The organism is Microcoleus sp. LAD1_D5 (genome assembly GCF_036702115.1).
GTDB lineage: Bacteria > Cyanobacteriota > Cyanobacteriia > Cyanobacteriales > Microcoleaceae > Microcoleus.
Map to the genome: position 1 here is coordinate 172,416 of NZ_JAUBSA010000003.1, position 23,509 is coordinate 195,924.

21 protein-coding genes are annotated in these 23,509 nt (G+C 46.8%); 13 read left to right on the forward strand and 8 right to left on the reverse strand.

The features are described from left to right. Window positions 1–62: 62 nt before the first annotated feature. Complete coding sequence (locus QUA70_RS02785; protein WP_333344376.1) at window positions 63–2,345, forward strand: iron uptake porin; 2,283 nt, start codon at window positions 63–65, stop codon at window positions 2,343–2,345. Window positions 2,346–2,587: 242 nt separating this feature from the next. Here the strand turns inward: QUA70_RS02785 and QUA70_RS02790 are convergent, their stop codons facing one another. The 3 genes from QUA70_RS02790 to QUA70_RS02800 all read right to left on the reverse strand — a co-directional run bounded on the left by QUA70_RS02790 (window position 2,588) and on the right by QUA70_RS02800 (window position 8,247). Further along, window positions 2,588–3,700 (reverse strand): IS630 family transposase, encoded by a 1,113-nt coding sequence (locus QUA70_RS02790; RefSeq protein ID WP_333344373.1) that lies wholly within the window; start codon window positions 3,698–3,700, stop codon window positions 2,588–2,590. 97 nt (window positions 3,701–3,797) lie between these two features. Next, window positions 3,798–7,148, reverse strand: a complete 3,351-nt coding sequence (locus QUA70_RS02795; RefSeq protein ID WP_333344372.1) for a PAS domain S-box protein — start codon at window positions 7,146–7,148, stop codon at window positions 3,798–3,800. Between the two features lie 403 nt (window positions 7,149–7,551). Continuing rightward, on the reverse strand, window positions 7,552–8,247 hold the full coding sequence (locus tag QUA70_RS02800) for an HAD family hydrolase (RefSeq protein WP_333344370.1): 696 nt from the start codon (window positions 8,245–8,247) through the stop codon (window positions 7,552–7,554). Between the two features lie 13 nt (window positions 8,248–8,260). Between QUA70_RS02800 and QUA70_RS02805 the strand changes: the two genes are divergently transcribed. The 5 genes from QUA70_RS02805 to QUA70_RS02825 all read left to right on the forward strand — a co-directional run bounded on the left by QUA70_RS02805 (window position 8,261) and on the right by QUA70_RS02825 (window position 12,538). Beyond that, window positions 8,261–9,055, forward strand: coding sequence for a Uma2 family endonuclease (locus QUA70_RS02805; RefSeq protein ID WP_333344368.1), 795 nt, complete (start codon window positions 8,261–8,263; stop codon window positions 9,053–9,055). A gap of 51 nt (window positions 9,056–9,106) precedes the next feature. Continuing rightward, window positions 9,107–9,238 carry a hypothetical protein gene (locus QUA70_RS02810; protein WP_333334327.1) on the forward strand — a complete coding sequence of 44 codons (132 nt, stop codon included), beginning with the start codon at window positions 9,107–9,109 and terminating at the stop codon, window positions 9,236–9,238. A gap of 29 nt (window positions 9,239–9,267) precedes the next feature. Further along, on the forward strand, window positions 9,268–11,076 hold the full coding sequence (locus tag QUA70_RS02815) for an aspartate kinase (protein ID WP_333344367.1): 1,809 nt from the start codon (window positions 9,268–9,270) through the stop codon (window positions 11,074–11,076). Window positions 11,077–11,311: 235 nt separating this feature from the next. After that, a complete protein-coding gene (locus QUA70_RS02820; protein WP_333334330.1) occupies window positions 11,312–11,722 on the forward strand; it encodes a hypothetical protein in 411 nt (136 codons plus the stop codon). A gap of 432 nt (window positions 11,723–12,154) precedes the next feature. Continuing rightward, window positions 12,155–12,538, forward strand: a complete 384-nt coding sequence (locus QUA70_RS02825; RefSeq protein WP_333334332.1) for a hypothetical protein — start codon at window positions 12,155–12,157, stop codon at window positions 12,536–12,538. Window positions 12,539–12,595: 57 nt separating this feature from the next. Here the strand turns inward: QUA70_RS02825 and dcm are convergent, their stop codons facing one another. After that, window positions 12,596–13,558, reverse strand: coding sequence for a DNA (cytosine-5-)-methyltransferase (gene dcm / locus QUA70_RS02830; protein WP_333334334.1), 963 nt, complete (start codon window positions 13,556–13,558; stop codon window positions 12,596–12,598). A gap of 296 nt (window positions 13,559–13,854) precedes the next feature. Between dcm and QUA70_RS02835 the strand changes: the two genes are divergently transcribed. Continuing rightward, window positions 13,855–14,238 carry a DUF4346 domain-containing protein gene (locus QUA70_RS02835; RefSeq protein ID WP_333334336.1) on the forward strand — a complete coding sequence of 128 codons (384 nt, stop codon included), beginning with the start codon at window positions 13,855–13,857 and terminating at the stop codon, window positions 14,236–14,238. A 58-nt stretch (window positions 14,239–14,296) separates the two neighbouring features. Here the strand turns inward: QUA70_RS02835 and psb32 are convergent, their stop codons facing one another. Beyond that, window positions 14,297–15,019, reverse strand: coding sequence for a photosystem II repair protein Psb32 (gene psb32 / locus QUA70_RS02840; RefSeq protein WP_333344365.1), 723 nt, complete (start codon window positions 15,017–15,019; stop codon window positions 14,297–14,299). Between the two features lie 132 nt (window positions 15,020–15,151). On the opposite strand from psb32, the gene QUA70_RS02845 reads away from it, so the two are divergent. Then, window positions 15,152–15,382, forward strand: a complete 231-nt coding sequence (locus QUA70_RS02845; RefSeq protein WP_332984916.1) for a hypothetical protein — start codon at window positions 15,152–15,154, stop codon at window positions 15,380–15,382. Between the two features lie 127 nt (window positions 15,383–15,509). Here the strand turns inward: QUA70_RS02845 and QUA70_RS02850 are convergent, their stop codons facing one another. After that, window positions 15,510–16,055, reverse strand: coding sequence for an NADPH-dependent FMN reductase (locus QUA70_RS02850; RefSeq protein ID WP_333334369.1), 546 nt, complete (start codon window positions 16,053–16,055; stop codon window positions 15,510–15,512). Between the two features lie 444 nt (window positions 16,056–16,499). On the opposite strand from QUA70_RS02850, the gene ftsH reads away from it, so the two are divergent. Continuing rightward, window positions 16,500–18,434, forward strand: a complete 1,935-nt coding sequence (gene ftsH, locus QUA70_RS02855) for an ATP-dependent zinc metalloprotease FtsH (protein ID WP_333334339.1) — start codon at window positions 16,500–16,502, stop codon at window positions 18,432–18,434. 285 nt (window positions 18,435–18,719) lie between these two features. Here ftsH and QUA70_RS02860 read toward each other — a convergent pair whose 3' ends face one another. Together QUA70_RS02860 and QUA70_RS02865 are read right to left on the reverse strand one after the other, a co-directional pair. Beyond that, on the reverse strand, window positions 18,720–19,274 hold the full coding sequence (locus QUA70_RS02860; RefSeq protein WP_445251598.1) for a M23 family metallopeptidase: 555 nt from the start codon (window positions 19,272–19,274) through the stop codon (window positions 18,720–18,722). A gap of 452 nt (window positions 19,275–19,726) precedes the next feature. Then, the gene (locus tag QUA70_RS02865) at window positions 19,727–19,903 is read right to left on the reverse strand and encodes a hypothetical protein (RefSeq protein WP_333334343.1); all 177 of its coding nucleotides are present in this window, start codon (window positions 19,901–19,903) and stop codon (window positions 19,727–19,729) included. Window positions 19,904–19,936: 33 nt separating this feature from the next. On the opposite strand from QUA70_RS02865, the gene QUA70_RS02870 reads away from it, so the two are divergent. The 4 genes from QUA70_RS02870 (at window position 19,937) to QUA70_RS02885 (ending at window position 23,508) form a co-directional block, all read left to right on the forward strand. Further along, window positions 19,937–20,320 carry a hypothetical protein gene (locus QUA70_RS02870; protein ID WP_333162726.1) on the forward strand — a complete coding sequence of 128 codons (384 nt, stop codon included), beginning with the start codon at window positions 19,937–19,939 and terminating at the stop codon, window positions 20,318–20,320. 175 nt (window positions 20,321–20,495) lie between these two features. Then, window positions 20,496–20,861, forward strand: a complete 366-nt coding sequence (locus QUA70_RS02875) for a DUF4087 domain-containing protein (protein ID WP_333344363.1) — start codon at window positions 20,496–20,498, stop codon at window positions 20,859–20,861. Window positions 20,862–20,898: 37 nt separating this feature from the next. Continuing rightward, window positions 20,899–22,347, forward strand: a complete 1,449-nt coding sequence (locus QUA70_RS02880) for a RecQ family ATP-dependent DNA helicase (RefSeq protein ID WP_333344361.1) — start codon at window positions 20,899–20,901, stop codon at window positions 22,345–22,347. Window positions 22,348–22,542: 195 nt separating this feature from the next. Further along, a complete protein-coding gene (locus QUA70_RS02885) occupies window positions 22,543–23,508 on the forward strand; it encodes an RluA family pseudouridine synthase (protein ID WP_333334348.1) in 966 nt (321 codons plus the stop codon). Window position 23,509: the final 1 nt, after the last annotated feature.

Below are 23,509 nucleotides of genomic sequence, written 5' to 3' on the forward strand. Positions count from 1 at the left end.
TATAAGCAAGCTTATCGGTTAACATTGGCCAAATTTAATTTTCAACAAGTGGTGTGAGTGGTATGGTGAATAATTCAACCTCCGTTAAAGCTTTTTGGCTGTCTTTCTTGATTTCTGGTGCGGCAGTGCCTTTGGGGCCGATCGCAGCAACAGCTCAAATTCAGAATACCTCAACTCCAGAAGTTGCGCTAGAAGCGAGTGCAGTCCCGGAGGCTAACCCAGACGCAGCGCAGGCAGCAGTTAAGATTGAGATACCGAAGTTAGCGGCGATCACCGCAGAGACTAAGTCAGCAGTCGATCGCGCTTTACCTGACACAGATGCAGCATGGGTGAATCACGCTTTACCCGAAACAGAGATAGCAACAGTTGATCGCCCTTTACCCAAACAAGATATAGCAACAGTCGATCGCCCTTTACCCGAAACAGATATAGCAACAGTCGATCGTGCTTTACCTGACACAGATGCAGCATGGGTGAATCGTGCTTTACCCGAAACAGATGCAGCAGTCGATCGTGCTTTACCCAAACAAGATATAGCAACAGTCGATCGTGCTTTACCCGAAACAGATATAGCAACACAGGATCTCCCAACAACAGCCCCAGAAATAACGGGGGCAATTCGCGAATTGCCCCCCCAGGAGTTAGAAATTGCAAACTCTCCTCAGTCTCAAAACGTTGCTGAAGCCAGCAAAGTTGCCGATATCAACAGCGAGACTGGCACCGCTGATGACCTCAGCATACAAGAAGACGCGGCACAAGTCACCTCTGTTTCCCAACTCTCCGACGTGCGGCCGACAGATTGGGCTTTTCAAGCCTTGCAATCCCTAGTAGAAAGATACGGCTGCATTGCGGGATATCCAGACGGCACATTCCGAGGCAATCGAGCAATGACTCGGTATGAATTTGCTGCCGGATTAAACGCTTGCTTGGATCAAATTACCAAACAAATTGGCGGTTCTACTGGTAATTTAGTCAGCCGAGAAGATTTACTCGCTTTGCAAAGATTGCAAGAAGAATTTGCGGCAGAATTAGCTACATTGCGCGGTCGAGTAGATGCTTTAGAAGCCCGCACTGCCGAATTGGAGGCAAACCAATTTTCAACTACTACTAAACTCAACGGATTTGCTTGGTTTAACCTGACTGGAGCTTTTGCGGGCGATCGAGTCCGAGTTGAAGCAACAAATGGAAATGCTGCTCCGCTCGATCGAGTAGCCGGACGCGATCCTGTCACCAACAGACCAATTGTGCAGAGAGTGGACGATCCAGAAATCACTTTCAGTCAGTTAGTTTGGTTGACTCTCACTACTTCCTTTACAGGGAAAGACGAATTGATTACACAGCTAGCTGTAGGTAACGGCAATTCCCCAGCCAACCAGTATACTTCAACGGGTTTTTTCAATACATTCGGCACTCCTTTTCTTGATCAAACTGCCGGAGGAAATCCTAATGAAGTTATCCTGCGGGAACTTTCCTATCGGTTCCCGCTTACCAACAGCTTGCAAGTAGTAGTCGGGCCGCGGATTAATTTTTACCGCTACTTTGACAACAATAAATTTAACTTTTTCGTAGACGGTGCCAGCAGCTTTAATTCTAACAACAGCCCTTTGTTAAGCGCTACCCGACGCGGTGCCGGTGCTTTGGTTTTGTGGGATATCGGCCGCGCATTGAAACTGCGTTTTGGCTACTTGGGCGAGAGTACGGAATTTTTGCCCACTTCCGTATTTAATTCCGCTTCCAATCCGTCTCAAGGCTTGTTTGGTGGGACAAATACGACTACGGCAGAATTAACATTCAGTCCGAGCGATCGGACTAATTTGCGCTTTTTGTACAGCCGTTCCAACATCCAGCAAATCGGCGGCTTAATTGGATCTCCTAACAGCAAGCCATTAAACGGTGTGGCAGATGACGGTTTTGGTGGCCGCCTGGGGAATGCGACTGCGAATACTTATAGTTTTAATTTCGATTGGTCAGTCACTCGCGGTTTTGGTCTTTTCGGCCGTTACGGCTACGCCGAAACCAATATATTTCCCAAGACTAACCGACCCGACGGCACGATCAAAAATCAATCTTATCAGTTAGGACTTGCATTTCCCGATTTGTTCAAAGAAGGAGCTTTGCTTACGGTGTCATATTTAGTACCTTTTGACTTTACTGGCGGTCGGAGATTTCTGATTTCTGGCGGAGGGAATGGCGGCACTCAGTACGAAATTGAGGCAACTTATTATTTGCCTCTCACCGACCATATTTCGATCGTGCCGGCATTTTATGCGATCGGCAATGCCAACAATTTCGATAACAACCCGACAATTTTTGTGGGCAATTTGCGGACGCAGTTTAGTTTTTAATTCCACGCATGGGAACCGAGAAACCGGGTTTTTTGACAAAAAGACGCGTTGTAGCCCGCACCCAAGGTAAAAAACCCGGTTTCTAAGTATGGGCGGGGCTGGTTTATATAATTTGTCGATAATTATCAAAAATATAGGCGAACCCGGCCCTACACAATTTAACATCATACAAGTCCGAATCAAACGGACATTACATGAATTGACACACACTCAATAATTAATCCGTGTAAGCTGTTGCACATTTAAACTGTGATACAAGCATTACCCTTATTTTTGATTTTCCGACCCCATTTAATTATTAATTGCCCTTCATTTAAGAGGCGGTGCAATAAATACTCTAGCTCTTCAATAGATGTAAAAAGTCGATTGGCAATATATTCTTTTGCCGAATGCCATACTAATTCAATTAAGTTATAGTCGGGGCTGTATTCGGGGAGGAATTCTAAATGAAGGTTAGGCATTTCTGTTTCAATTATTTTCAGGTACTCTTCTTTCTTGTGAAAACTAGCATTATCAAGGATAATCACTATTTTGGCTCCTTTTTTCGCAAATTCTGAGGCTTGATTACCTGCTGATACCCATTCATTAATTAGCTCTTCATAAAACAGTTTTAGCACTTGATAAAAATTATATGAATTGCCTTTTTTGAGGAATTCTACCCACCTTTTTTTATCGGAATTTCTCACTCCTCCCATTACATTAACTCTGCCTTTTCTCCGGTCTCCTCGGACCTTTTTTCGGCTGCCTTTTTTACACCTGTTCTTTCTTCTGGTGACTCTTAAACTAAATCCACTCTCGTCCCAAAACCATACCTGTAAACGTTCGGGCGATTCTTTTTCTATTTTTAAATATTCGGCTATCTTTATTTTAAACGCTGTTCTTTTTTCAGGATTTCTCTTGGACTCTAGGCTATACTTAGCCCAGATGTAAACATACTTTTTTTTCTTTAATATCCTCCGAACTTGTCCTCCACTTAAGTTTATTCCTGTGGATTCCTCTAAGTATGTTGCTAATCTCTGCGCTGTCCATCGTCCAAAATCATATCCTAATTCTTGAGGATCTTTTTCAATAGTTTCTAATAATATCTCTATATATTTATCTGTGGCTTTTTTGTGATTTCCCTTCATCCTTTCATCTATTAGACTTTCTAGATTGTCTGGGTCTCCCTTTATACACCAATAAGATACTTTGTTTACTGAGCAACCCAAAAAATCAGCAATTTTAGATTGAGTTTTACCGTCATTTAGCAATAACAAAATCAGAATTCTTTCTCTGACATTTGCCTTTTCTTCCTCTTTTAAAGCTTTCTGTAGTTTCTCTATTTGTTTGGGATTGAGATGGTTTTGGGCTGGCATTTTTGTAGGAATTGACTAAACTAAACTTTTATTATACCCTATTTAAAGGCACAACAGCTTATTAATGTTCATCCGTGTAGTGCCTTCCTGATTCCTTCTACTTAATTGGAATTTCGATGATAAATTCAGTGCCTTTGCCGGGTTCCGAGAGGCACTGCAATTTGCCGTTGTGTTTTTCAACGACAATTTGGTGCGAAATTGATAAACCTAAACCTGTGCCTTTTCCTACGGGTTTTGTGGTAAAAAACGGGTCAAACAAACGCACGATCTGATCTTCGGTAATGCCCAAACCATTATCTTTAATCCGAATACAAATGCTCTTGTTATCAATCGTTTCAGTTTGAATCGTAATAGTAGGAAAGGGAGAATTAGCGATATTTTTTGCTTGGCTGCTGCTTTCTTCCAAGGCGTCGATCGCATTTGCCAATACATTCATAAATACCTGATTTAACAGTCCGGGATGACAGTTTATTTGCGGCAGTTCTCCGTATTCTTTAATCACTTTAATGCCATGCCACTTGGGTTTGGCTTTCAGTCGGCTATTCAACATTAACAAGGTACTTTCTAAACCTTCGTGAATGTCGGCAGTTTTGATTTTCGCTTCGTCCGCCCGCGAGAAATTTCGGAGAGTTTGAATAATTTCTACAATGCGCTCGCATCCGGTCTGCATAGAACTGAGCAATTTTGGCAGGTCTTCTGCTAGAAATTCTAAGTCTATATCCTCGGCTTGTTGCTGAATTTTTGCTGGGGGATTTGGGTACTCTTCTCGATACACTTGCACGATTTCTAACAAGTCGAGAACGTAGCCTCGGACGTGGCAGAGGTTGCCGGCGACAAAGCCAACTGGGTTGTTTATTTCGTGGGCAATTCCTGCTAGCACCTGTCCCAGGGAAGACATTTTTTCGGTTTGTACTAACTGCATTTGAGTTTGCTGCAAGTTGCTCAAAGCTGTTTGCAGTTCTTGGGATTTTTGCCGATCGCGCGAGGCGGCGGCGGCCCGTTCTTCCTCAACTCCGATCGCCCCGGCAATAATTCCGATCAGCTTGCAGTCGGCTTCTGTGGGCGCGATCGACTCAGTGTAGAGAACGCACATCGCACCCACGTAATCGTCGCCCAGCCGCACTGCTTGTCCCAGATAGCTTTGGAGTTGGTAGCGGATGACAGCGGGATCGGTTTGGGCGTAGATCGTGTTCTGCAAGTCAGGAATGGCCAGTGCCCGATCGCTTCCTTTGCTGCATACGTCGGTGCAGATGTGGCCCTCGGCGCGATCGACCAGCGGGTAGTCCGGCGGCGCTTGCCAAGTCGCGATCGCGCGCAGCACACCGTCACCGACGCGGTTGTAGATGGCGCAGCTTCCGCCCAAAAGCTCGCCGGCTAAGGATGTCAGCCGCTGGATGTTGTTAGCCGCGTCGGTGGTGAATCCCAAAAAGCACTCGTTGATTTTGCTGAGGCGGTACTCTGCTTGCCTGCGCGCCGTCATGTCGCGGGAGTTGATCACAATTCCTTTCACAGCGGGGTCTGCTAGCAAGTTGATGCCCACACCTTCGAGAAAACACCAAGAACCGTCAGCGCGCCGGAACCGACCTTCTAGGGCGATCGGATCGCCTGGATTTGCGATCATTTTTTCGCCGTCGGACATCAGCGAGGGAAGGTCGTCAGGGTGGATGAAATCGACGGCAATTTGACGGGCGAGTTCCTCTGGTTCGTAGCCCAAAACTGTTTCTACGGAAGGGCTTCCGTAAACAATGCGACCGCTTTCGTCGAGAATAGTAATGATGTCGGAACTGTTGAGAATCAGCGATCGCCACTTAGCCTCATTTTGCAACAAAGCTGACTCGGCTTGTTTGCGATCGGTAATATCCTCTACCATTTGCAAAATAAACTGTGGCGTTCCCTGACTGCTGTCGATGACAGAGGCGCTGAGGCGTCCCCACCTGATGCTACCGTCTGGGCGGAGGTAGCGCTTTTCTATTTGGTAAGCTTCGCGCGAGCCCGCGGCCAACTGTTGGCGCAACTGGTGCGAAGCTTGTGCGTCTTCCGGGTGCGCGCAGTCGTCGAGTCGCACACCCCGCAGTTGAGCTTCCGATCGCCCCAGCATAGCTTGAAAGGCCGGATTAGTGGCGATCGCAACACCTTCGAGGGTAGCGACTACCATGCCGATGGCAGCGCGTTCAAAAATTGCCCGAAACCGCTGTTCGCTGTCTCGCAAAGCTGCATCCGCTGCCACTTCCTGGGTGATGTCCCGCCCCGCGACTGCCAAACCTTTGCGCGAACCGTCGGGGTTGAACAGCGGCACTTTCCGCACTTCAAACAAATTGCTGCCGCCTGTGGGCAAGGAGACAATTTGGCGGCTGGAGGTAAGAGTGCCTGCTTGCCACGTGGTTTCGTCGGTTTCCTGCCAAGTTACCAGGATTTCTCTGACTCTGGGATCGGCGGTGGCAGCAAGTTCGGCAGTAGTTTTGCGCTGGTAGTCTGCGGTTTCCCAGCCCAAAAGTTGGAGGGCGCAGTCGTTGGCAATCAGCCAGCGCCCCTCGCTGTCTGTGAGGTTGATCGCGTCGGGCACGGCGTCGATCGCGGTTTTCAGCCAGTATTCTTGATTTCGCAGGGCTGCTTCGGCTTGTTTGCGGGCAGCGATTTCGGCGACGGTTCCTTCGTAGTAAAGGAGTTCGCCATCTTCGTCGCGGACTTCGCGCACGTTTTCCGAGATCCAGGTAGTGCTGCCGTCTCGGCGGCAGACGCAGGACTCAAACTCTTTCAGGGAGCCATTTTTGCTAATTTCGGCCATGAAGGAAGCGCGGCGGGTGCGATCGGCGTAAAGGTTTTTTGCCGAACATTTTGCGATCAGTTCTGACGGGGAATCGTAGCCGTACATTCGGGCGAGTGCCGGGTTGGCGCTGAGGTAGCGCCCGTCTGGGGCGGTTTGAAATATGCCTTCGGTGGCGTTTTCAAAGATGCTGCGGTATTTTGCCTCGGCTTCTTTGAGGGCTTCTTCTGCTTGTTTGCGATCGGTGATATCAGATTGGACGCCGATGAAGTGGGTAACGAGCCCGCTGCTGTCGCGCACCGGCGAGATGGTGAGTTCGTTCCAGAATGGGGTGCCGTCTTGGCGGTAGTTTTTCAGAATTACTTTGCAGTCGTGTTGTTCTTTCAGGGCCACGCGGATTTGATCGACGGCAGCGCGATCGGTATCCGGGCCTTGCAGGAAGCGGCAGTTGTGCCCGATTATTTCGAGGCGATCGTAGCCTGTAATCCGCTCGAAAGCCGGGTTGCAGTAGACTATGGGCTGGTCCGGCCGGGTAGCGTCCGCGATCACGATGCCGTTGCTGGTAGCTGCCAGGGCGCGATCGTACAGCCGAAATACTTCTTCTATTAAATTCGGTGCATTGCCGCCAGTGCGAGTCGGCGATGGCGATAGTGTTTCAGAAGGAATGCTTATATCGATCTGCATGAGTTTCTATATATTGAGTTTATTGTCGATTCCGACTGGCAGCACACCCTAAAGTTTAACAGAATTGCCTGTTTGGCGAAGGCAGAACTTAGAAGGTTATTATGCAAAAATTTGGCAACTAATTATACCTACAAAAAATCTGGCATCCCTCGTTTTTTGCTTCGGCTTTTTGCCTTGTGCCTTCTACCTTCAAAGGAATCCTACTTGTTAATTTATAATAGCTGTTGCGGCGATCACTCTATCTCTGGTATGGTTTACTTAGCAGAGTTTGGGCGGCTTACAGGTTCGCGCATTTATTTTTTCGATTGAATCAAAACAAATAGAGCGTCCGGCTCTAGTAAAATATTTTTTTAATTATTTTTATTTAAAACGTGTAAAATATTTTAAACAAACAGAGTCAACATTAATTTTGAACGATCGCAGCAAGTTCTGAAATATCGTCTATCGCAACTGTCGGTTCTAGGGCGAGACACTTAGCGCGATCGCCATATCCGTAAGCCGCCCAACAAACATCTATCCCAGCATTTTTAGCAAACAGCAAATCAACCGCTGTATCGCCAACCATTAAAACTTGACTGTTATCCAATTCCGGGAACAGCGGTTTAATAATCGAGTGAAAAACCGCCGGATTGGGTTTCGGGATTATTTGTCCATTATCACCTAAAATTAAATCAAAAAAACTGTGAACTTTCAAAGTTTTCAGCAACGAATCAACAAAACTAACGTGTTTGTTGCTAAAAACTCCCAGGCTCAATCCAGACTGACGCGCCAACTGCAAGACTTGCTTTGTCCCCGGGAATAAATCTACCTGCTTTTCACCTTCAGTCCGATAATAAGAGCGGTAAGTTTCAACCCATTCAGGAATTGCACTTTCCTCGATCGCCGGATGGAGAATTTTAAAACTATTTGGTAAATTGATGCCGATTGTACCTATAATAGTATCAGCAGCAGGCGGGGCAATATTGTAGCTTTCAAAAGTTTTGGTAAAGCAAAATACAATAGCTTTGTGAGTAATTGCCAAAGTACCGTCGAAGTCGAAAATAATTAACTTGTACTGACTCATCATCCGTTCCCAATGTAAATTATAATTTTTTAGCATTCAAGAGGTCAACATGAGTGTCACCGAAAAACCCGAACTTCTAGTAACAGATTTTACAGATTTTCCAGACCACACTCAATTACCAGATTCCGACGGTACTTTTGTAAAAAACTTTCAAGAACACCCTCAAAGCATCCTGTTAACAACATCTGTTCGACCCATTTTAGACCAACTTCATCCCGACGGACAATATTGTATCGGTCAAGATTCCGGCATTTATTGGCGAGTCCCGCAACCCCCAGAACCCCTAGGCAGAGGAGCTGAAGCACCGGATTGGTTTTACGTCCCCGACGTGCCGCCAACTCTCGACGGAAATATGCGCCGTTCCTATGTGATGCGGAAAGAATTAATGCCGCCGTTAATCATATTAGAATTTGTCTCTGGAGATGGCAGCGAAGAAAGAGATAAAACTCCAAAAAAAGGCAAATTCTGGATTTACGAGCGGATTATTCGACCTGCTTTTTACGGAATTTATGAAGTCACAAAAGCCAAAATAGAATGCTATCATTTGGTGGAAGATAGATTTGAGTTAATGTCAGAAAATCAGCGCGGACATTACCAAATCGAGCCAAGGGGATTGGAATTAGGCATTTGGCAAGGAATTTATCAGGGCGTAGAACTGCCTTGGATGCGCTGGTGGGATGCTGAGGGGAATTTGCTGCTGGCCGCTGATGAACGGGTAGAACAAGCGGAATTGGCAGTCGAACAAGCGCAGTCAGAAGCAGAAGAAGAACGGGAAAGGCGAATAGAAGCCGAGCAGCGAATTCAAGCTTTAGAAGCGCGTTTGCGAGAGCTAGAAGGAGGCTAAAATCCGAATAAAGAGGGCGGGTTTATTAAATTATTGGTGTGAGAGAATTAAATGGCTGGTAAAACCCGCCCATACCCACATATTTTTATCGTTTACGCAGATATTTTTTTCTTGTCTCCGGTTTGTCGTATGGGAATTTTAAAAATTACCACTTCTAATCCAGAAGCTGCTTGTATTATTTGATAAGTATTTTGTAGCTTTGTGTAGAATCTATGGCACTAATTGTTCAGAAATATGGCGGAACCTCGGTTGGTACAGTCGATCGCATTTTGGAAGTAGCCCGACGAGTTGTAAAAACAGCACAGCTCGGCAACTCTCTCGTTGTCGTACTTTCGGCGATGGGCAAAACCACCGACGGTTTAGTTAAACTCGCCAAGGAAATTTCCCCAAATCCCAACAAGCGGGAAATGGATATGTTGCTCTCCACTGGGGAACAAGTCTCGATCGCACTTTTGAGCATGGCATTGCAGGAAATGGGACAGCCCGCCATTTCCCTCACCGGCGCCCAAGTCGGCATTGTCACCGAAGCCGCCCACACCCGCGCCCGGATTTTGCGAATCGACCCGAATCGGCTGGAAACCCAGTTAAAAAGCGGTAAAGTCGTTGTGGTTGCGGGCTTCCAAGGTATCGCCGATGCCGGAGAATTGGAAATTACCACCTTGGGGCGTGGCGGTTCCGACACAACAGCAGTTGCCCTCGCCGCAGCGCTGCGGGCCGACAGATGCGAAATTTATACCGACGTGCCCGGAATTCTGACTACAGATCCGCGCTTGGTTGCTGACGCGCAATTGATGGACGAAATCACTTGCGACGAAATGCTGGAATTGGCGAGTTTGGGCGCAAAAGTCCTCCACCCGCGCGCGGTAGAAATTGCCAAGAATTACGGCGTGCCGTTGGTAGTGCTTTCTAGCTGGAGTGACGCCCCCGGTACGCGGGTAGTGTCCCCACCCCCGAAACTTCGCCCTTTGGAGGGTTTGGAGCTCGCAACAGCGGTGGATGCGGTGGAATTTGACTTAGATCAGGCAGGGGTGTCGCTGCTGCGTTTGCCCGATCGCCCGGGAGTAGCAGCGCGGTTGTTTGGTGCGATCGCCCAACAAAATCTCGATGTAGACTTAATTATCCAGTCAATTCATGAAGGAAATACTAACGATATTGCCTTCACCGTGACGCGAAAATCTCTGCAACAAGCCACCGCCGTTGCAGATGCAATTATTCCCACCCTCGGCAAGAATTCTCGCCCAGAATTGGGAGAACCGGAAGTGAAAGCAGAAGAGCGACCAATAGCTAAAGTTAGCATTGCGGGTGCGGGAATGATCGGTCGTCCGAGGGTAGCGGCGCAGATGTTTAAGACTTTAGCGGATGCGGGAATTAACATTCAAATGATTTCTACATCCGAGGTGAAAGTTAGTTGTGCGATCGATGCCGAAGATTGCGATCGGGCCGTTGCCGAACTCTGCAAAGCATTTGATGTCGCCAACTCCCCTATTGGGCTGCATTCAGCATCCCACAAACCGCCCGCAGTCCGCGCCGTTGCGTTGGATCTCAATCAAGCGCGTCTAGCAATTCGCCAATTGCCCGATCGACCCGGAGTAGCAGCAAAACTGTTCGGACTTTTAGCCGAGGAAAATATCAGCGTAGACACGATTATTCAGTCGCAGCGCTGCCACAATATCGACGGCATATTAACTCGCGACATTGCATTTACCGTCGCGCAAATTGACGCCGAAGCTGCTAAAAAAGCCCTGGAAAAAGCAGCCCCAGAATTCGGATGGGGCGAAGTAGCAGTCGATACACAAATTGCCAAAGTTAGCGTTGTCGGTTCCGGGATGGTAGCGCATCCGGGAGTAGCGGCAAAGATGTTTGAAGCGCTTTCCCGCCAGCAAATCAACATTCAAATGATTGCAACTTCCGAGATTAAAATTAGCTGTGTTGTGGATGAGGAACAAGCCGTAACCGCTTTGAAGGCAGTTCACGCAGCCTTTGAACTTGCCGGCACTGAAAGAATCCAAGTTCCAGCCTAATACAGGTTTGTAGTTGCGCTTCAGCGCCTGCTGGGACTCAAGCGCAACTACAAGCTTCAAAAGTTCATAGGACTTACGCAGTCCGACCAAAGAAACCGGGTTTTTCCAAAAAACCCGGTTTCTTTTGGCTGGAATGTGCGTATTTTCTTCCCTGAAACCCGGTTTCTCGTCCTCGATGCGTAAGTTCTAAATGTGTTAGCATAAAAAGAGTGAGCGACTTAATGAATTTAATCTTATGACTCTAGCAAAGGAACAAACTACTGATAGCAGTAGCAACAGCGGTTTATCGAATTTCCGCATCACTGTCGAACGTCTGCTCGAACTTTTAGATTTAGAACAAGAGGATGAGTACGGGATTTTGAGACCGACTGAGTATGCTTTCAGAACAGCGATGAAATTGATTGTAGAAACCTATGATATTTTGGGTGATAATTTTCCGAAAGCATCTACTGGTACAGATGATATAGGTAGTATCAGACTTGCTTGGCAAAATGTAAATGCCGATCGGAGAATACGCTTGTTCTGCCCGCATAATGCTGATGAGAAAGCTTACATTTATCATCAAAAGAGTGAGGAGTATGGCTCGGAAGATATTACTTCAGCAGCAACCTTAGCCCATTGGCTAGAGTGGTTTAATAAGGTATGACTGATAAATATTCTCGGAGGGAATCAGATGTAGTCATAAATATCTAATGATTCATTACAGTGGCAAGTAAAATACCAGGTAGCTCCTATATTTCTTGTAAAACACTCTTATAAGTGTGAAAACGTGCTATAATATCTATTATTCGTAGACTTGGCAGGCTTTTTTTTTAAGCCTCACCACTAACAATCGACTTTCGCATTAATACCAATGAACCAACCCTTACTCGGAGTTCCAGCCAGGAGCTCCTTTTTTTTGGCTCGTTTCTAAAGCAGAGTGAAGTGAGAGCTTGTTCCTCAATACAGCGCTTTGCATCTAAATAGAGTACACCCCTCCCCAACCCTCCCCGAAGTTCGGGGAGGGTGCCCGATAGGGCGGGTGGGGTGAATGTACTTCATTCAATGGGAATCTACTGTATGTTATAACTAACGACTTATGAGTACGAAAAATCACTTCAATTCTTTACCTGACAGTGCTATTGTCTATAGAGCTTTACTCCGGAGACAATGGATTGACGAAGCAAATTTAGTTGTATCTTCCGCTTACTTACTGCGAGCGAATGAACTGGGTTTATCGGTGACAATTGCCAGTGTTTGTTCCCCCGAACAATGTGCAGCAAAGTTCAACAATTGTTTCGGAGTTGCTAGTCTGCAAGTAGGACAAATTCGTGAATTAGGTTTAGATGCAGTACCTGATTCAGCATCCCACGCTCTGATTGTCGGTTTACCTCAGGTGAAAGATGATCGAAACAGAGCTGAAAGATTGGCCGATTTGTTAGCACAGCGATCGAGCATCGTATGGCAACCTTCGCAAACATAGCTTAGCAAGTTGTCCGATCAAATCCGGGTTAAAAACCCTTGATAATACTGCGCGGTTTCAACCGCCCAGTATTTCTTTGGCGATCGCCTCCACCACCGGCACACAAACCGAATTGCCAATTTGCTTGTAACTTTCCCCTGCACTCGGATAACTCTTAAAATCTTCAGGAAAACCCATAAGACGGTAACATTCCTTCAGCGTCAACTTTCTCACCATATCTTGCTCAGGAATGTAGATAAAAAACCTGCCAGAGGTTTCTTGCGAAGGAATAGTCGGATGCACTCCATCTACCGAATAAATGCGATTAGGCTGTCTGTGAACTCTCGATAAATGTTCTGTATTGGGCCTCACGCCAGTTTTCCAAGTACCTTTATTTCTGTAACCTACAAACAAAAGTCCCGAATCTTGCTTTCTCGGAGACTCAATTAGAGTATACTCTGATTTATTCAATATTTCAAAATCCCCTGTCTCGTCTAGAAATTCCCTGAGTTGGGGAGGAAACTTGCTTTTAAGTCGAGAAAAATTAAATTCTTTACCTTTAGTTGCAATAATGAATATTCTTTCACGATGTTGAGGAATTCCAAAATCTTTAGCATTCAGCATTTTGTAATTCACGCTGTAGCCCAAGTCTTCTAGGCTGGCAATAATTACTTTTAATGTATTTCCCTTGTCGTGATGGATCAAGTGCTTGACATTTTCTAGGACAATTACTTGAGGTTGTTTTACTTTGATAATTTTACAAATCTCGAAAAACAGCGTGCCTCTAGTATCTTCAAAACCCAACTTTTTGCCACAGATGCTAAAAGGTTGGCAAGGAAAGCCGGCGACTAAAACATCAAAGTCTGCTAAATCGGCGGGATTGATGTTACTGATGTCTGCAAAAGGAACGTCACTGAAATTATCCTGGTAAACTTGTCGGCATTTGCTGTTAATTTCGCAGGAAAAAACGCATTCAAAGCCAACTCTTTCAAAACCTTGTCTAAAACCTCCTATTCCTGAAAACAAATCTATAAATTTCATCTATAATTTAATACAAAATGTTATTCATCCCAATGATAACATATTTTATTTCTCTCTCTTATTTCACTCTGCGTTCTCTGCGCTCTCTGCGGTTCATTCTATCAATTTCAACAACTCTTCCTACAGCCCTCAATCTTATACCTCTCATTAAAAGTCGCACAACCCCGCGCCGGACTTAGGCTCAGCCCTGTCCCCAGAGATATCCCAGAGAATAATGTCCCAAACTTGTCCCGCAGCCGACTAAACTAGAAATAGCAGCAAAAATTACAGCTATTGTTTACTTTCTTTCACCAACCATGAGTCAAACCTTGGAAAACCTCACCGCAATCGATGACAACCTATCCAAACGCCACCTCGACCTCGATCCAGGCGGCTACTTCATCATCTATCTCGATCGCGAAACCAGCTTAATTTGTGCCAAACATTTCACCAACATCATCGACGATCGAGGCCTCGCCGTCGATCCCGAAACTGGTAAACCCATCCCCGCCCGTGGCAAAGTAGAACGCACGGAGGTCACACTTTTTACCGGCAGAACCGCCAAAGAACTTTGTGTCAAAATCCTAGAAGAAACCCGCCCCAGCCCGGTGACAATGTTAGATCACGCGGCTTATCTGGGACGGGAATTTGTACGGGCAGAAATTGCATTGTTGAGCGATCGAGAATACGTTCAAGATTAGTGCAGCCCTGCCATATTTTCTTGCAAAACGGCAACCGATCGGATGCAAGCAGCACCGATTACGAAAAACCTTGATACCAGAAATAAGTCACCATCGGAATCACTGTCGCCAATACCAACAGCACAACCACAACAACTGTGGCATTGCCTTGGTCTGTTTCTTCCGCTTTTTTAAACGTGCCTTCAACTTGAATGTTGTCAACAACTTCAGGAGCACCCGGATCGGGTTCGCCCGACAAAACAGTTGCAAGGCGCGTACTTGCAGCCGCAAATGCCTCGTTGTATTTATTGGCTTCCCGCAGCGGCACTTGAACGGTTTCTCCAGCTACACTCTGGGCAATTTCATCGGTTAGCAGGGACTTAACCCCTTCGCCGGTGCGAATTGCCGCGCTGTTGGTAACAGTGTCGAGAACGAGTAAAATTTGATTAGTCTGGTCTTCTTTTGCGGGAAACCATTGTTCAAACAGTTGGTCGGTGAAAGTGGCAGCCGTTTCACCGTAGTCTAAGCGGTGGATGGTGACAAATCTGACTTGTTTCCCTGTTTTGTTTTCCAGGTTGTCGAGCACGCTGGTGATATTGCTTTCGCTGCTGCGGCTGAGCACGTCGCCTTTGTCGAACACCCAAGTTCGATCGCCCGCCGACAACACCGGCATTTCGTACACGCCAGTAGCCAATGCCGGCAATACCGCCATCTGGGATGCGATTAGGGCGATCGCGATCGTCGCCGCCAAAGATTGGAGATATTTTCTCCAGTTAAATAATTGCTTCAGGAGTCTGGTCATGAGGTTAACCGTAAAACTGACTTTTTTCCAAAAATACTATAGAAACCCCCGTAAAATTCATTTTACACAGCGCAATATTTACAATTAGCTCGCCACTCGAACTTCCCGCCCGATTATTTTAGGATTCTAACTATGGAACCAGCAGATACTTATAAAGGTTGGATTATTCAATCCCAGAAAGTCTTCTACGTCGAGGTTTGGGATAGCCGGGGCAACCGTCACGTCGCCGTCCAAAATGCCAAGACAGAGGAGGAAGCTTTGGAATTGGCCAAAAACTGGATTGACAAATATGAGTCACAACCCGGAAGAATGCCGATCGACGTACCCCATCCTTTCGGAGACATGATCGATATGCCATTTTAATGGATACTCCCCAGCTTGTAGGGTGCGTCACATAGAGAAAACCTTTTCAAATCGAGAAATTATGGGGACGGATGCACCCAAAGAATATGCCAGTTGCGTCCAGGAGTGCATTTGTCATGAGATACAATTACGAAATCCCTCGCAATTTCCGCGTATTTTCTACCAAACTCCGAGCAAATTCGTCGAACCTTTCAGACAGTTTTTCATCCAACAATTTACCCTCAGGACTAAAAGCTTTCCAAGCTTGTCCGATCGCAATTTGTTCGGGAATTACCCAAGCGTGCACCCATCTCAAAATGGTTCGCAAATCGTTGAGTGCGTTGTTGTTAACTTGCCCTCCCAAAACGCTAATCGCACCCGCAACCTTCCCGTCCAAATGCTCGAAACTCATCAAATCCAGGGCATTCTTGAGAGCACCGCTGACGCTACCGTGATACTCCGGCGTTGCCAAAATCAAGCCGTCGGCTTGCTTAACCGCATTCTGCAGCTTTTGCACATCTGGGTAATCGATATAATCATTCTCACCATTGCAGAATGGCAGATTGAGCGATCGCAAATCGAAGATTTCAACTTCTGCGCCCAGGGTCTGCGCCCGTTCTGCTGCCACCTTCAACGCTAACTGGCTGTAGGAGCCAGCCCGCAAACTTCCACCAATGCAGACTATTTTTACCATAAAGCTTAAAAACAATAACTGTCGCCCTAAAACGTACTCATTACGAGTATGATTAACATAGCAAGTTCGATCGGCAACTGTCAATCGATTTGAGATTTTAGATTTACGCACGCGGCCCAGAAACCGGGTTTTTTGAGCAAAATCCTTGGTTATAGCCCGCAGATTAGGTAAAAAACCCGGTTTCTTGAGGAGTCGTGGGTAAGTTCAGTGGAGTGGGCCCAGAAACCGGGTTTTTTGAGCAAAATCCTTGGTTATAGCCCGCAGATTAGATAAAAAACCCGGTTTCTTGAGGAGCCGTGGATTCAAAACCCCCCTCAAGAGGGGCATCTTACAGATGCCTGCGAGAGATAAACCCATCCAACACCCGCCATCTTGTTAAAATAAATGAACGTAGCAAACCACAAGCGGTCAATCTTGGCAGTCTTCAACCTTGGGCAAAGCAATATGAAAAATTCTTGGAAACACGCATGGCTGGGGCATCTAGCTGTAAACAAAGACAAGTCGAGCCAGAATCCTAAAAAATCAATTCCAGGACGGAATCTGTGGCGCATCCTGGGCAGTTTGGTGATTTCTCAAGGAATATTGCTCTCGACCCCGGTGTTTGCCGAGAGCGCGCCAAACACCATGAGTTACAGCCAACTGATCGACAACATAGAAAAAGGGCAAGTCAGTAGAGTCGAAGTAGACGAAACTCAAAAAACTGCCAAGGTTAGGCTAAAAAATCAAAAAAGCGATCAGACTCAATCAGTTAGTCTGTTCGACTACAACAACCGAGAACTGTACTCGCAAATCCGCGCCAAAAAGATTGACTTTGAAGTCAAACAAACAGCCGACAACGCCGCCGCAGTCAGTTTAGTAGTAAACTTGCTAGTGATTTTTGCAGTGTTGGCAGTGTTGATGGCAATCCTGCGCCGATCAACCCAATCTCAAGGAAATGCCATGAACTTCGGCAAATCCAGAGCCCGTTTCCAAATGGAAGCAAAAACCGGCGTGATGTTCGACGACGTAGCAGGCATCGAAGAAGCTAAAGAAGAACTGCAAGAAGTCGTAACTTTCCTCAAAAAACCCGAACGCTTCAACGCCATCGGCGCCAAAATTCCCAGAGGAGTTCTGTTAATCGGGCCTCCCGGAACCGGTAAAACAATGCTGGCAAAAGCCATCGCCGGCGAAGCAGCCGTCCCCTTCTTCAGCATCTCCGGTTCCGAATTTGTCGAAATGTTTGTCGGAGTCGGCGCCTCCCGCGTCCGCGACTTGTTCCGCAAAGCTAAAGAAAATTCGCCCTGCATCGTCTTCATCGACGAAATAGACGCGGTAGGAAGGCAGCGCGGCGCTGGTATCGGTGGCGGCAACGACGAACGCGAACAAACTCTCAACCAGTTGCTGACAGAAATGGACGGCTTTGAGGGTAACAGTGGCGTGATTGTGATTGCAGCTACTAACCGGCCCGACGTGCTCGATACCGCCCTGCTGCGGCCCGGCAGGTTCGATCGGCAAGTAACGGTAGATTTACCCAGCTACAAAGGGCGGTTAGGGATTTTGCAAGTTCACGCGCGCAACAAAAAACTCGACCCAGAAGTTGCCCTAGACACGATCGCCCGCCGCACTCCCGGCTTTTCCGGCGCCGACTTGGCAAACTTGCTCAACGAAGCAGCAATTCTCACCGCGAGGCGTCGCAAAGACACGATTACTAACTTAGAAGTTTACGACGCGCTCGACCGGATCACGATCGGGCTTAGCCTCAACCCGCTGCTGGACAGCAAGAAAAAGTGGATAGTAGCATACCACGAAGTCGGACACGCCCTAGTCGCGACCATGCTTAAAAATGCCGATCCACTTGAAAAAGTAACGATTATTCCGCGTTCCGGCGGCATCGCAGGCTTTGCTAAGTTTGCCCTCGACGACGAAATGCTCGATAGTGAAGGTTTGAGGAGTCGGGCTTGGCTATTAAGCCAGATTACAGTAGCCTTGGGGGGACGGGCGACAGAGGCTGAAGTTTACGGCGATGCTGAAGTAACTATGGGTGCCAGCGGCGATATCAAAGCAGTTAGCAGTCTCGCCAGGGAGATGGTAACGCTTTATGGAATGTCGGATTTGGGCCCTGTGGCTTTTGAAAGTCCGAACAATGAGGTGTTTTTGGGCCAAAACTGGAATTCGCGATCCGAGTATTCCGAAGACATGGCAACCAAGATTGATCGCCAAGTCCGGGAAATTGCCTTTGACTGCTACGAAGAAGCTCGCCGAATTATCCGCGAAAACCGCGCTTTGGTAGATAAACTTGTCGAAGCGCTGTTGGATGAAGAAACCATCGACGGCGACGAGTTCCGCCAAATTGTCGAGCGGTACACCGAGTTGACCAAAAAAGAGTTAGCCCCAACGTAAAGAGTCATTAGTCATTGGTCATTAGTCATTAGTCCACAGTTATTAGTTAGTAGTTGGTTTGTCAGTTGTCAGCAGTCATATCAAATCCGGTGGCATCGGAATTATGTAGTGCGAGCGGGGACGATCGCACTGACCTGATCCAAATATATAATTCCGATGCCACCGGAAACCATATCATTGGTCATGGGTAATTGGTAAGGGTTCGGTGGGACGCACTACTTCTTCCCTCTTCCCTCTTCCCTCTTCCCTCTTCCAACTGACAACTAACAACTGACAACTGACTAATTAAGATTGTTGCGCGTACATTTCCCGAAGTACCAAAGCCGGGTCTACCCAACGGCCGCCGTACTTCAGTCCCCAGTGCAAGTGAGGCCCACTCGTGCGGCCGGTCATCCCAACTCTGGCAATTCTCGCACCCGCAGGCACTGTTTGACCTTGCCAAATTTGCAAGGTACCTTCGCTATCGGTATAATAACGCCCGCCGTTAGCCGTTAGCACTCGGCCTCTGAGGTGACAGTAGATGTGTTCCCAATTTCCCGATCGCACCACCATACCAGTGCCGCACCTGCCATCTTCCCAAACTTCGGAAATTTGGCCGCCCCACCAATTGCGGATATAGCTGCCTTCCGGGGCTGCCAAGTCCAAACCGTAATGAAAATCCCCGCCACGGGGGCCGAAGGCGGAAGTGTATGTTTCAAAGTTTTCGACTGGAAAAGAAGCTTCTTGCCACAAATTACCCGTCGCTACTCTGGTTGGTAAGCCTGACTGAGCTTTGACCACCTGCTGCTGCAAATAAGGGCTGATCAAAACAATGCCGATCGAAAGTGCCAGCAGCAGCATCTGTCTGAGACGAAAAAAGCGTTTTGCCGTCAGCGGGCCTCTAGAGTCTTGCAGGATTTTTTTCACGGCTCAAAGTTAAATGTGTGTGGGAGTTTGCGTTGTCTGTTAGGCTCACATCTTGCACCCTTGTCAATAAAGCTTTCAGGGGCGGGCTTTCCGGCCCGTTCCACAAAAAAATTATTCTTTGTAGAACGGGCCGGAGAGCCCGTTTCTGAGGTGCAAGATGTAAGTTATGCCAATTCGCTGCAAGATTGGCTTTGAGCTCTACCCGCGATCGCGAATCAGTTTAATAACAACGTGTATCTTACTCCATCCAAAACCCGTGTCAAGGCTTCCGGGTAAATGCCCAGGGGTGATAAAGCTTCTTCCAGGTTCATGAAGTACACCATAAAGCTATATTGTGTGGTGTTAATCTGTAGGGTGCGGATCTGCGAAATATTGGTGGATAAAACTTACAGATTGCTGATGGCGACGCACCAAACAGCAGGCGATCGCCAGATTGTGTGTACCACATCTACATGGAATATGCTGTAATAAAAAAATTGGCCGAGGAATTCCTGCTGCGGTTGAACTCGATCGAGCTTTTGCTTGACACTATAGTTAGTTAGTTCCGGGATTTTGGATGTCATCCAAAATCTCAAATTCATAACACACATCAAGCAATGCTTACTGAAATTTTTCCCTTTAGTTTTGCCATAGACGCAACTGCGATCGCCGGTGCGTCCTTGTGGTCTTTGGCCCTGTACTGGGGCCTGTCGCCCCTGACAGAATGGGTAATCCTGCAACTCAACCGCTGGATGAATTTTGCCGAGAGATCCCTCTACACCTCAGAAGCCGAGTTTGAAAGAACCCGCCAAGCCAGAGAAGCTCAAAATGCCTTTTACGCTTCGCTGTTGAGCATTCTGCCCTTTTTGATTGTGGGCGGATTGTGCAATTGGGGCGTCGAATTGTCTCTGGGCACTGGTTGGGCGGTATCTATGGGTACGATCGCCTGTATTGGTGGCGGCGTGTACGAGCTCGGCCGCCGAGACGGCGAGGAGTCTTAGGGGATTTTGGATTTTGGATTTTGGACAGGACTTACGCGCAGGTAGTTAGAAACCTGGTTTTTGCGACAATATTTCGTTGTCACCTGCAGATTCGCTAAAAAACCCGGTTTCTGTTTCTTTTCTTGAAGCGCGTAATTACTGTATGATTGTCGCTCAAAAATTAGGATGTAAAGCTATGAAACTAAAGTGGTTGATACCTGCAATTATCTCATCTTTTGCGATCGTTGTTATTCCTGCGAAAGCGGCTGAAACCAGGTGCGGATGGTTAATAAATCCCACGCCTGCTAATTGGTATCTCAAAGACAAAGATGCTCAGTGGACTATCTCGGCACAAGGGGGATATCAAGCCGGAGGAATGAACAATATTCCTCCTTTTAACGACGATGAATATGTCAAAACTAATGTTAATTATGGATATGGCTGTGCTTGTTTAAATGTGGTGACAGATAGAAATCGAATGAGAATTACCACGATACAAGATGGTGAACAATTACCACTCTCGACTTGTCGAAAAGATCCGAATTTGCCAAAAATTCGTTAGTTGTGGCGAAACCATACAATTTTTTTAACTCAGTCAAATGAACTTTCAACCCGAATTAACATCATTAAATCAAGCCCGCGCCACATTTAAAAAAATTTGGGGATACGACGACTTTCGCCCGCCCCAAGGAGAAATCGTCGGTAGTTTATTGGCAGGAAAAGATACAATTATAATTATGCCGACAGGTGGCGGCAAATCAATCTGCTTTCAACTGCCAGCTTTGTTACAAACAGGCTTAACTTTGGTAGTTTCGCCGTTAGTCGCACTGATGGAAAATCAAGTGCAAGAATTGCGCGATCGCAATCTCCCCGCTTCCCTCCTTCACAGTCAATTGCCAACACCGCAGCGCCGACAAACTATGCAATCGCTGCAACAAAACAAATTAAGATTGCTGTACCTGTCTCCCGAAACATTACTCAGCAAACCTGTTTGGGAAATTATCAGTCAGCCACACATCCAAATTAACGGTTTAATATTAGATGAAGCTCACTGTTTAGTGCAGTGGGGCGATACCTTTCGACCAGCTTACCGTCGTTTGGGAACAGTGCGATCGGCTTTGTTGAAAGCTAAACCAGCAAATAGTAAAATTGCGATCGCAGCTTTCACCGCTACCGCCAACCTGGAAGCACAGCAGACAATTAAAAATGTCTTGCAACTGCAAAAACCCGAAGCATTTCTGCTAAGTCCCTACCGTTCTAACCTGCACCTGCAAGTGCAGACTGTCTGGACGCCGAGAGGACGCAAGCAGCAGTTATTAAATTTTATTAAAGCTAGACCAAAACAAGCAGGTTTAGTGTATGTCCGCACGAGAAAAGATAGCGAAAACTTGGCGGATTTGTTGGAAGCAGCAGGTTATGAAACAGCAGCATATCATGCAGGTTTAAGTCCAGAATCACGACGAAAAATAGAAAAAGCTTGGCTGAACAATGAGCTTAAATTTGTGACTTGTACCTCAGCATTCGGTATGGGAATTAATAAGCCCGACGTTCGGTGGGTTGTTCATTTTCAAGCACCTTTGCTATTATCGGAATACATTCAGGAAATTGGTAGAGGCGGACGCGACGGCAAATCGGCGATCGCCCTGACATTGATGAGCGAACCGACGGGTTTGCTTTATCCTGAAGATAAACAAAGAAAGCAATTTTTTCAAGATAAATTGCGATCGCAATACCGAGAAGCTCAGCAATTAGCCAAAAAACTGCCAGTTAAAGGTGATATAGAAGCTGTTTCCCGTGAATTTCCCGAAAGTGCGATCGCCCTTTCAATCTTGCACAGCAGCGGACAATTAACATGGCAAGATCCTTTTAATTATGCGATCGATAAATCTGCACAGCAAAAAGCCGAAAAATTAAATTTTACCGCAGCCGAAGAAATGGCAAAATATCTCAAACATCGCGAGTGCAGGTGGCAATTTTTGCTCCAAGCTTTTGGGTTTGCCAAGGAAGCTAAATCAATGCGCTGCGGCCACTGCGACAATTGTCGATAGAATAAACGATTATACTCAAACGACTTAACCACTCCGACCAAAGAAACCGGGTTTTTTACCCAGTCTGCGGGCAGAAACGAAGTATTGCTGTGAAAAAACCCGGTTTCTCGCTACCCGTGCGATCGCGAACTAACTCACAGATGTTATGATGAAGATATTTGCTTTACACACTTGGCAAAAAATAGTAAAAAGTAAATGATAGAAACAGACACTGCGGCACAGATTTACACAGTAGAAAATACAGAAGAATTCGATCGCAGTAATGTCAATCAGCGATTAGATATTTGGCTGTCAAACCAGATACCGGACTTATCCCGATCGCGCATCCAAAGCCTCATATCACAAGGCAACGTCAAAGTCAACGACGAAACCTGCACCTCGAAAAAAATCTCAGTAAAAACGGGCGATCGCATCCACCTCACTTTACCCGAAACCCAGCCCACTTCCTTGCAGGCCGAAGCAATTTCCCTCGACATTCTTTACGAAGACGACAGCCTAATTATTATCAACAAACCAGCCGGATTAGTCGTCCATCCAGCCGCCGGACACCAAGACGGTACATTAGTCAACGCCCTGTTAGCCCACTGTCCCCTAGCAGAAATAGGTGGAGTTCAGCGGCCGGGAATCGTGCACAGATTAGACAAAGATACGACAGGTGCGATCGCGATCGCCAAAACCGACATCGCCCACCAACACCTGCAAGCCCAACTCAAAACCAAAACCGCCCGCCGCGAGTATTTAGGCATAGTTTACGGGGCTCCCAACACCGAAACAGGCACAATAGACCTACCCATAGGGCGGCATCCCACAGACCGCAAAAAAATGGCGGTAGTACCAGTAGAAAAAGGCGGTCGCCCCGCAGTTACTCACTGGACAATCAAAGAAAGAATCGGCAACTATTGTTTAATGCACTATCAATTAGAAACCGGCCGCACTCATCAAATTCGCGTGCATACAGCCGAAATAAAACATCCGATTGTGGGCGACCCGATGTACAGTTCCAACCGTTCCATCGGCGTCAATTTAACAGGACAAGCCCTCCACGCATGGCGGCTGACATTGCAGCATCCCGTAACAGGAGAATTAATAGAGGCGATCGCACCTTTGCCCGATCAATTCAACACTTTATTGAAAATATTGCGGTTGCGCTCTCAAACTTGAT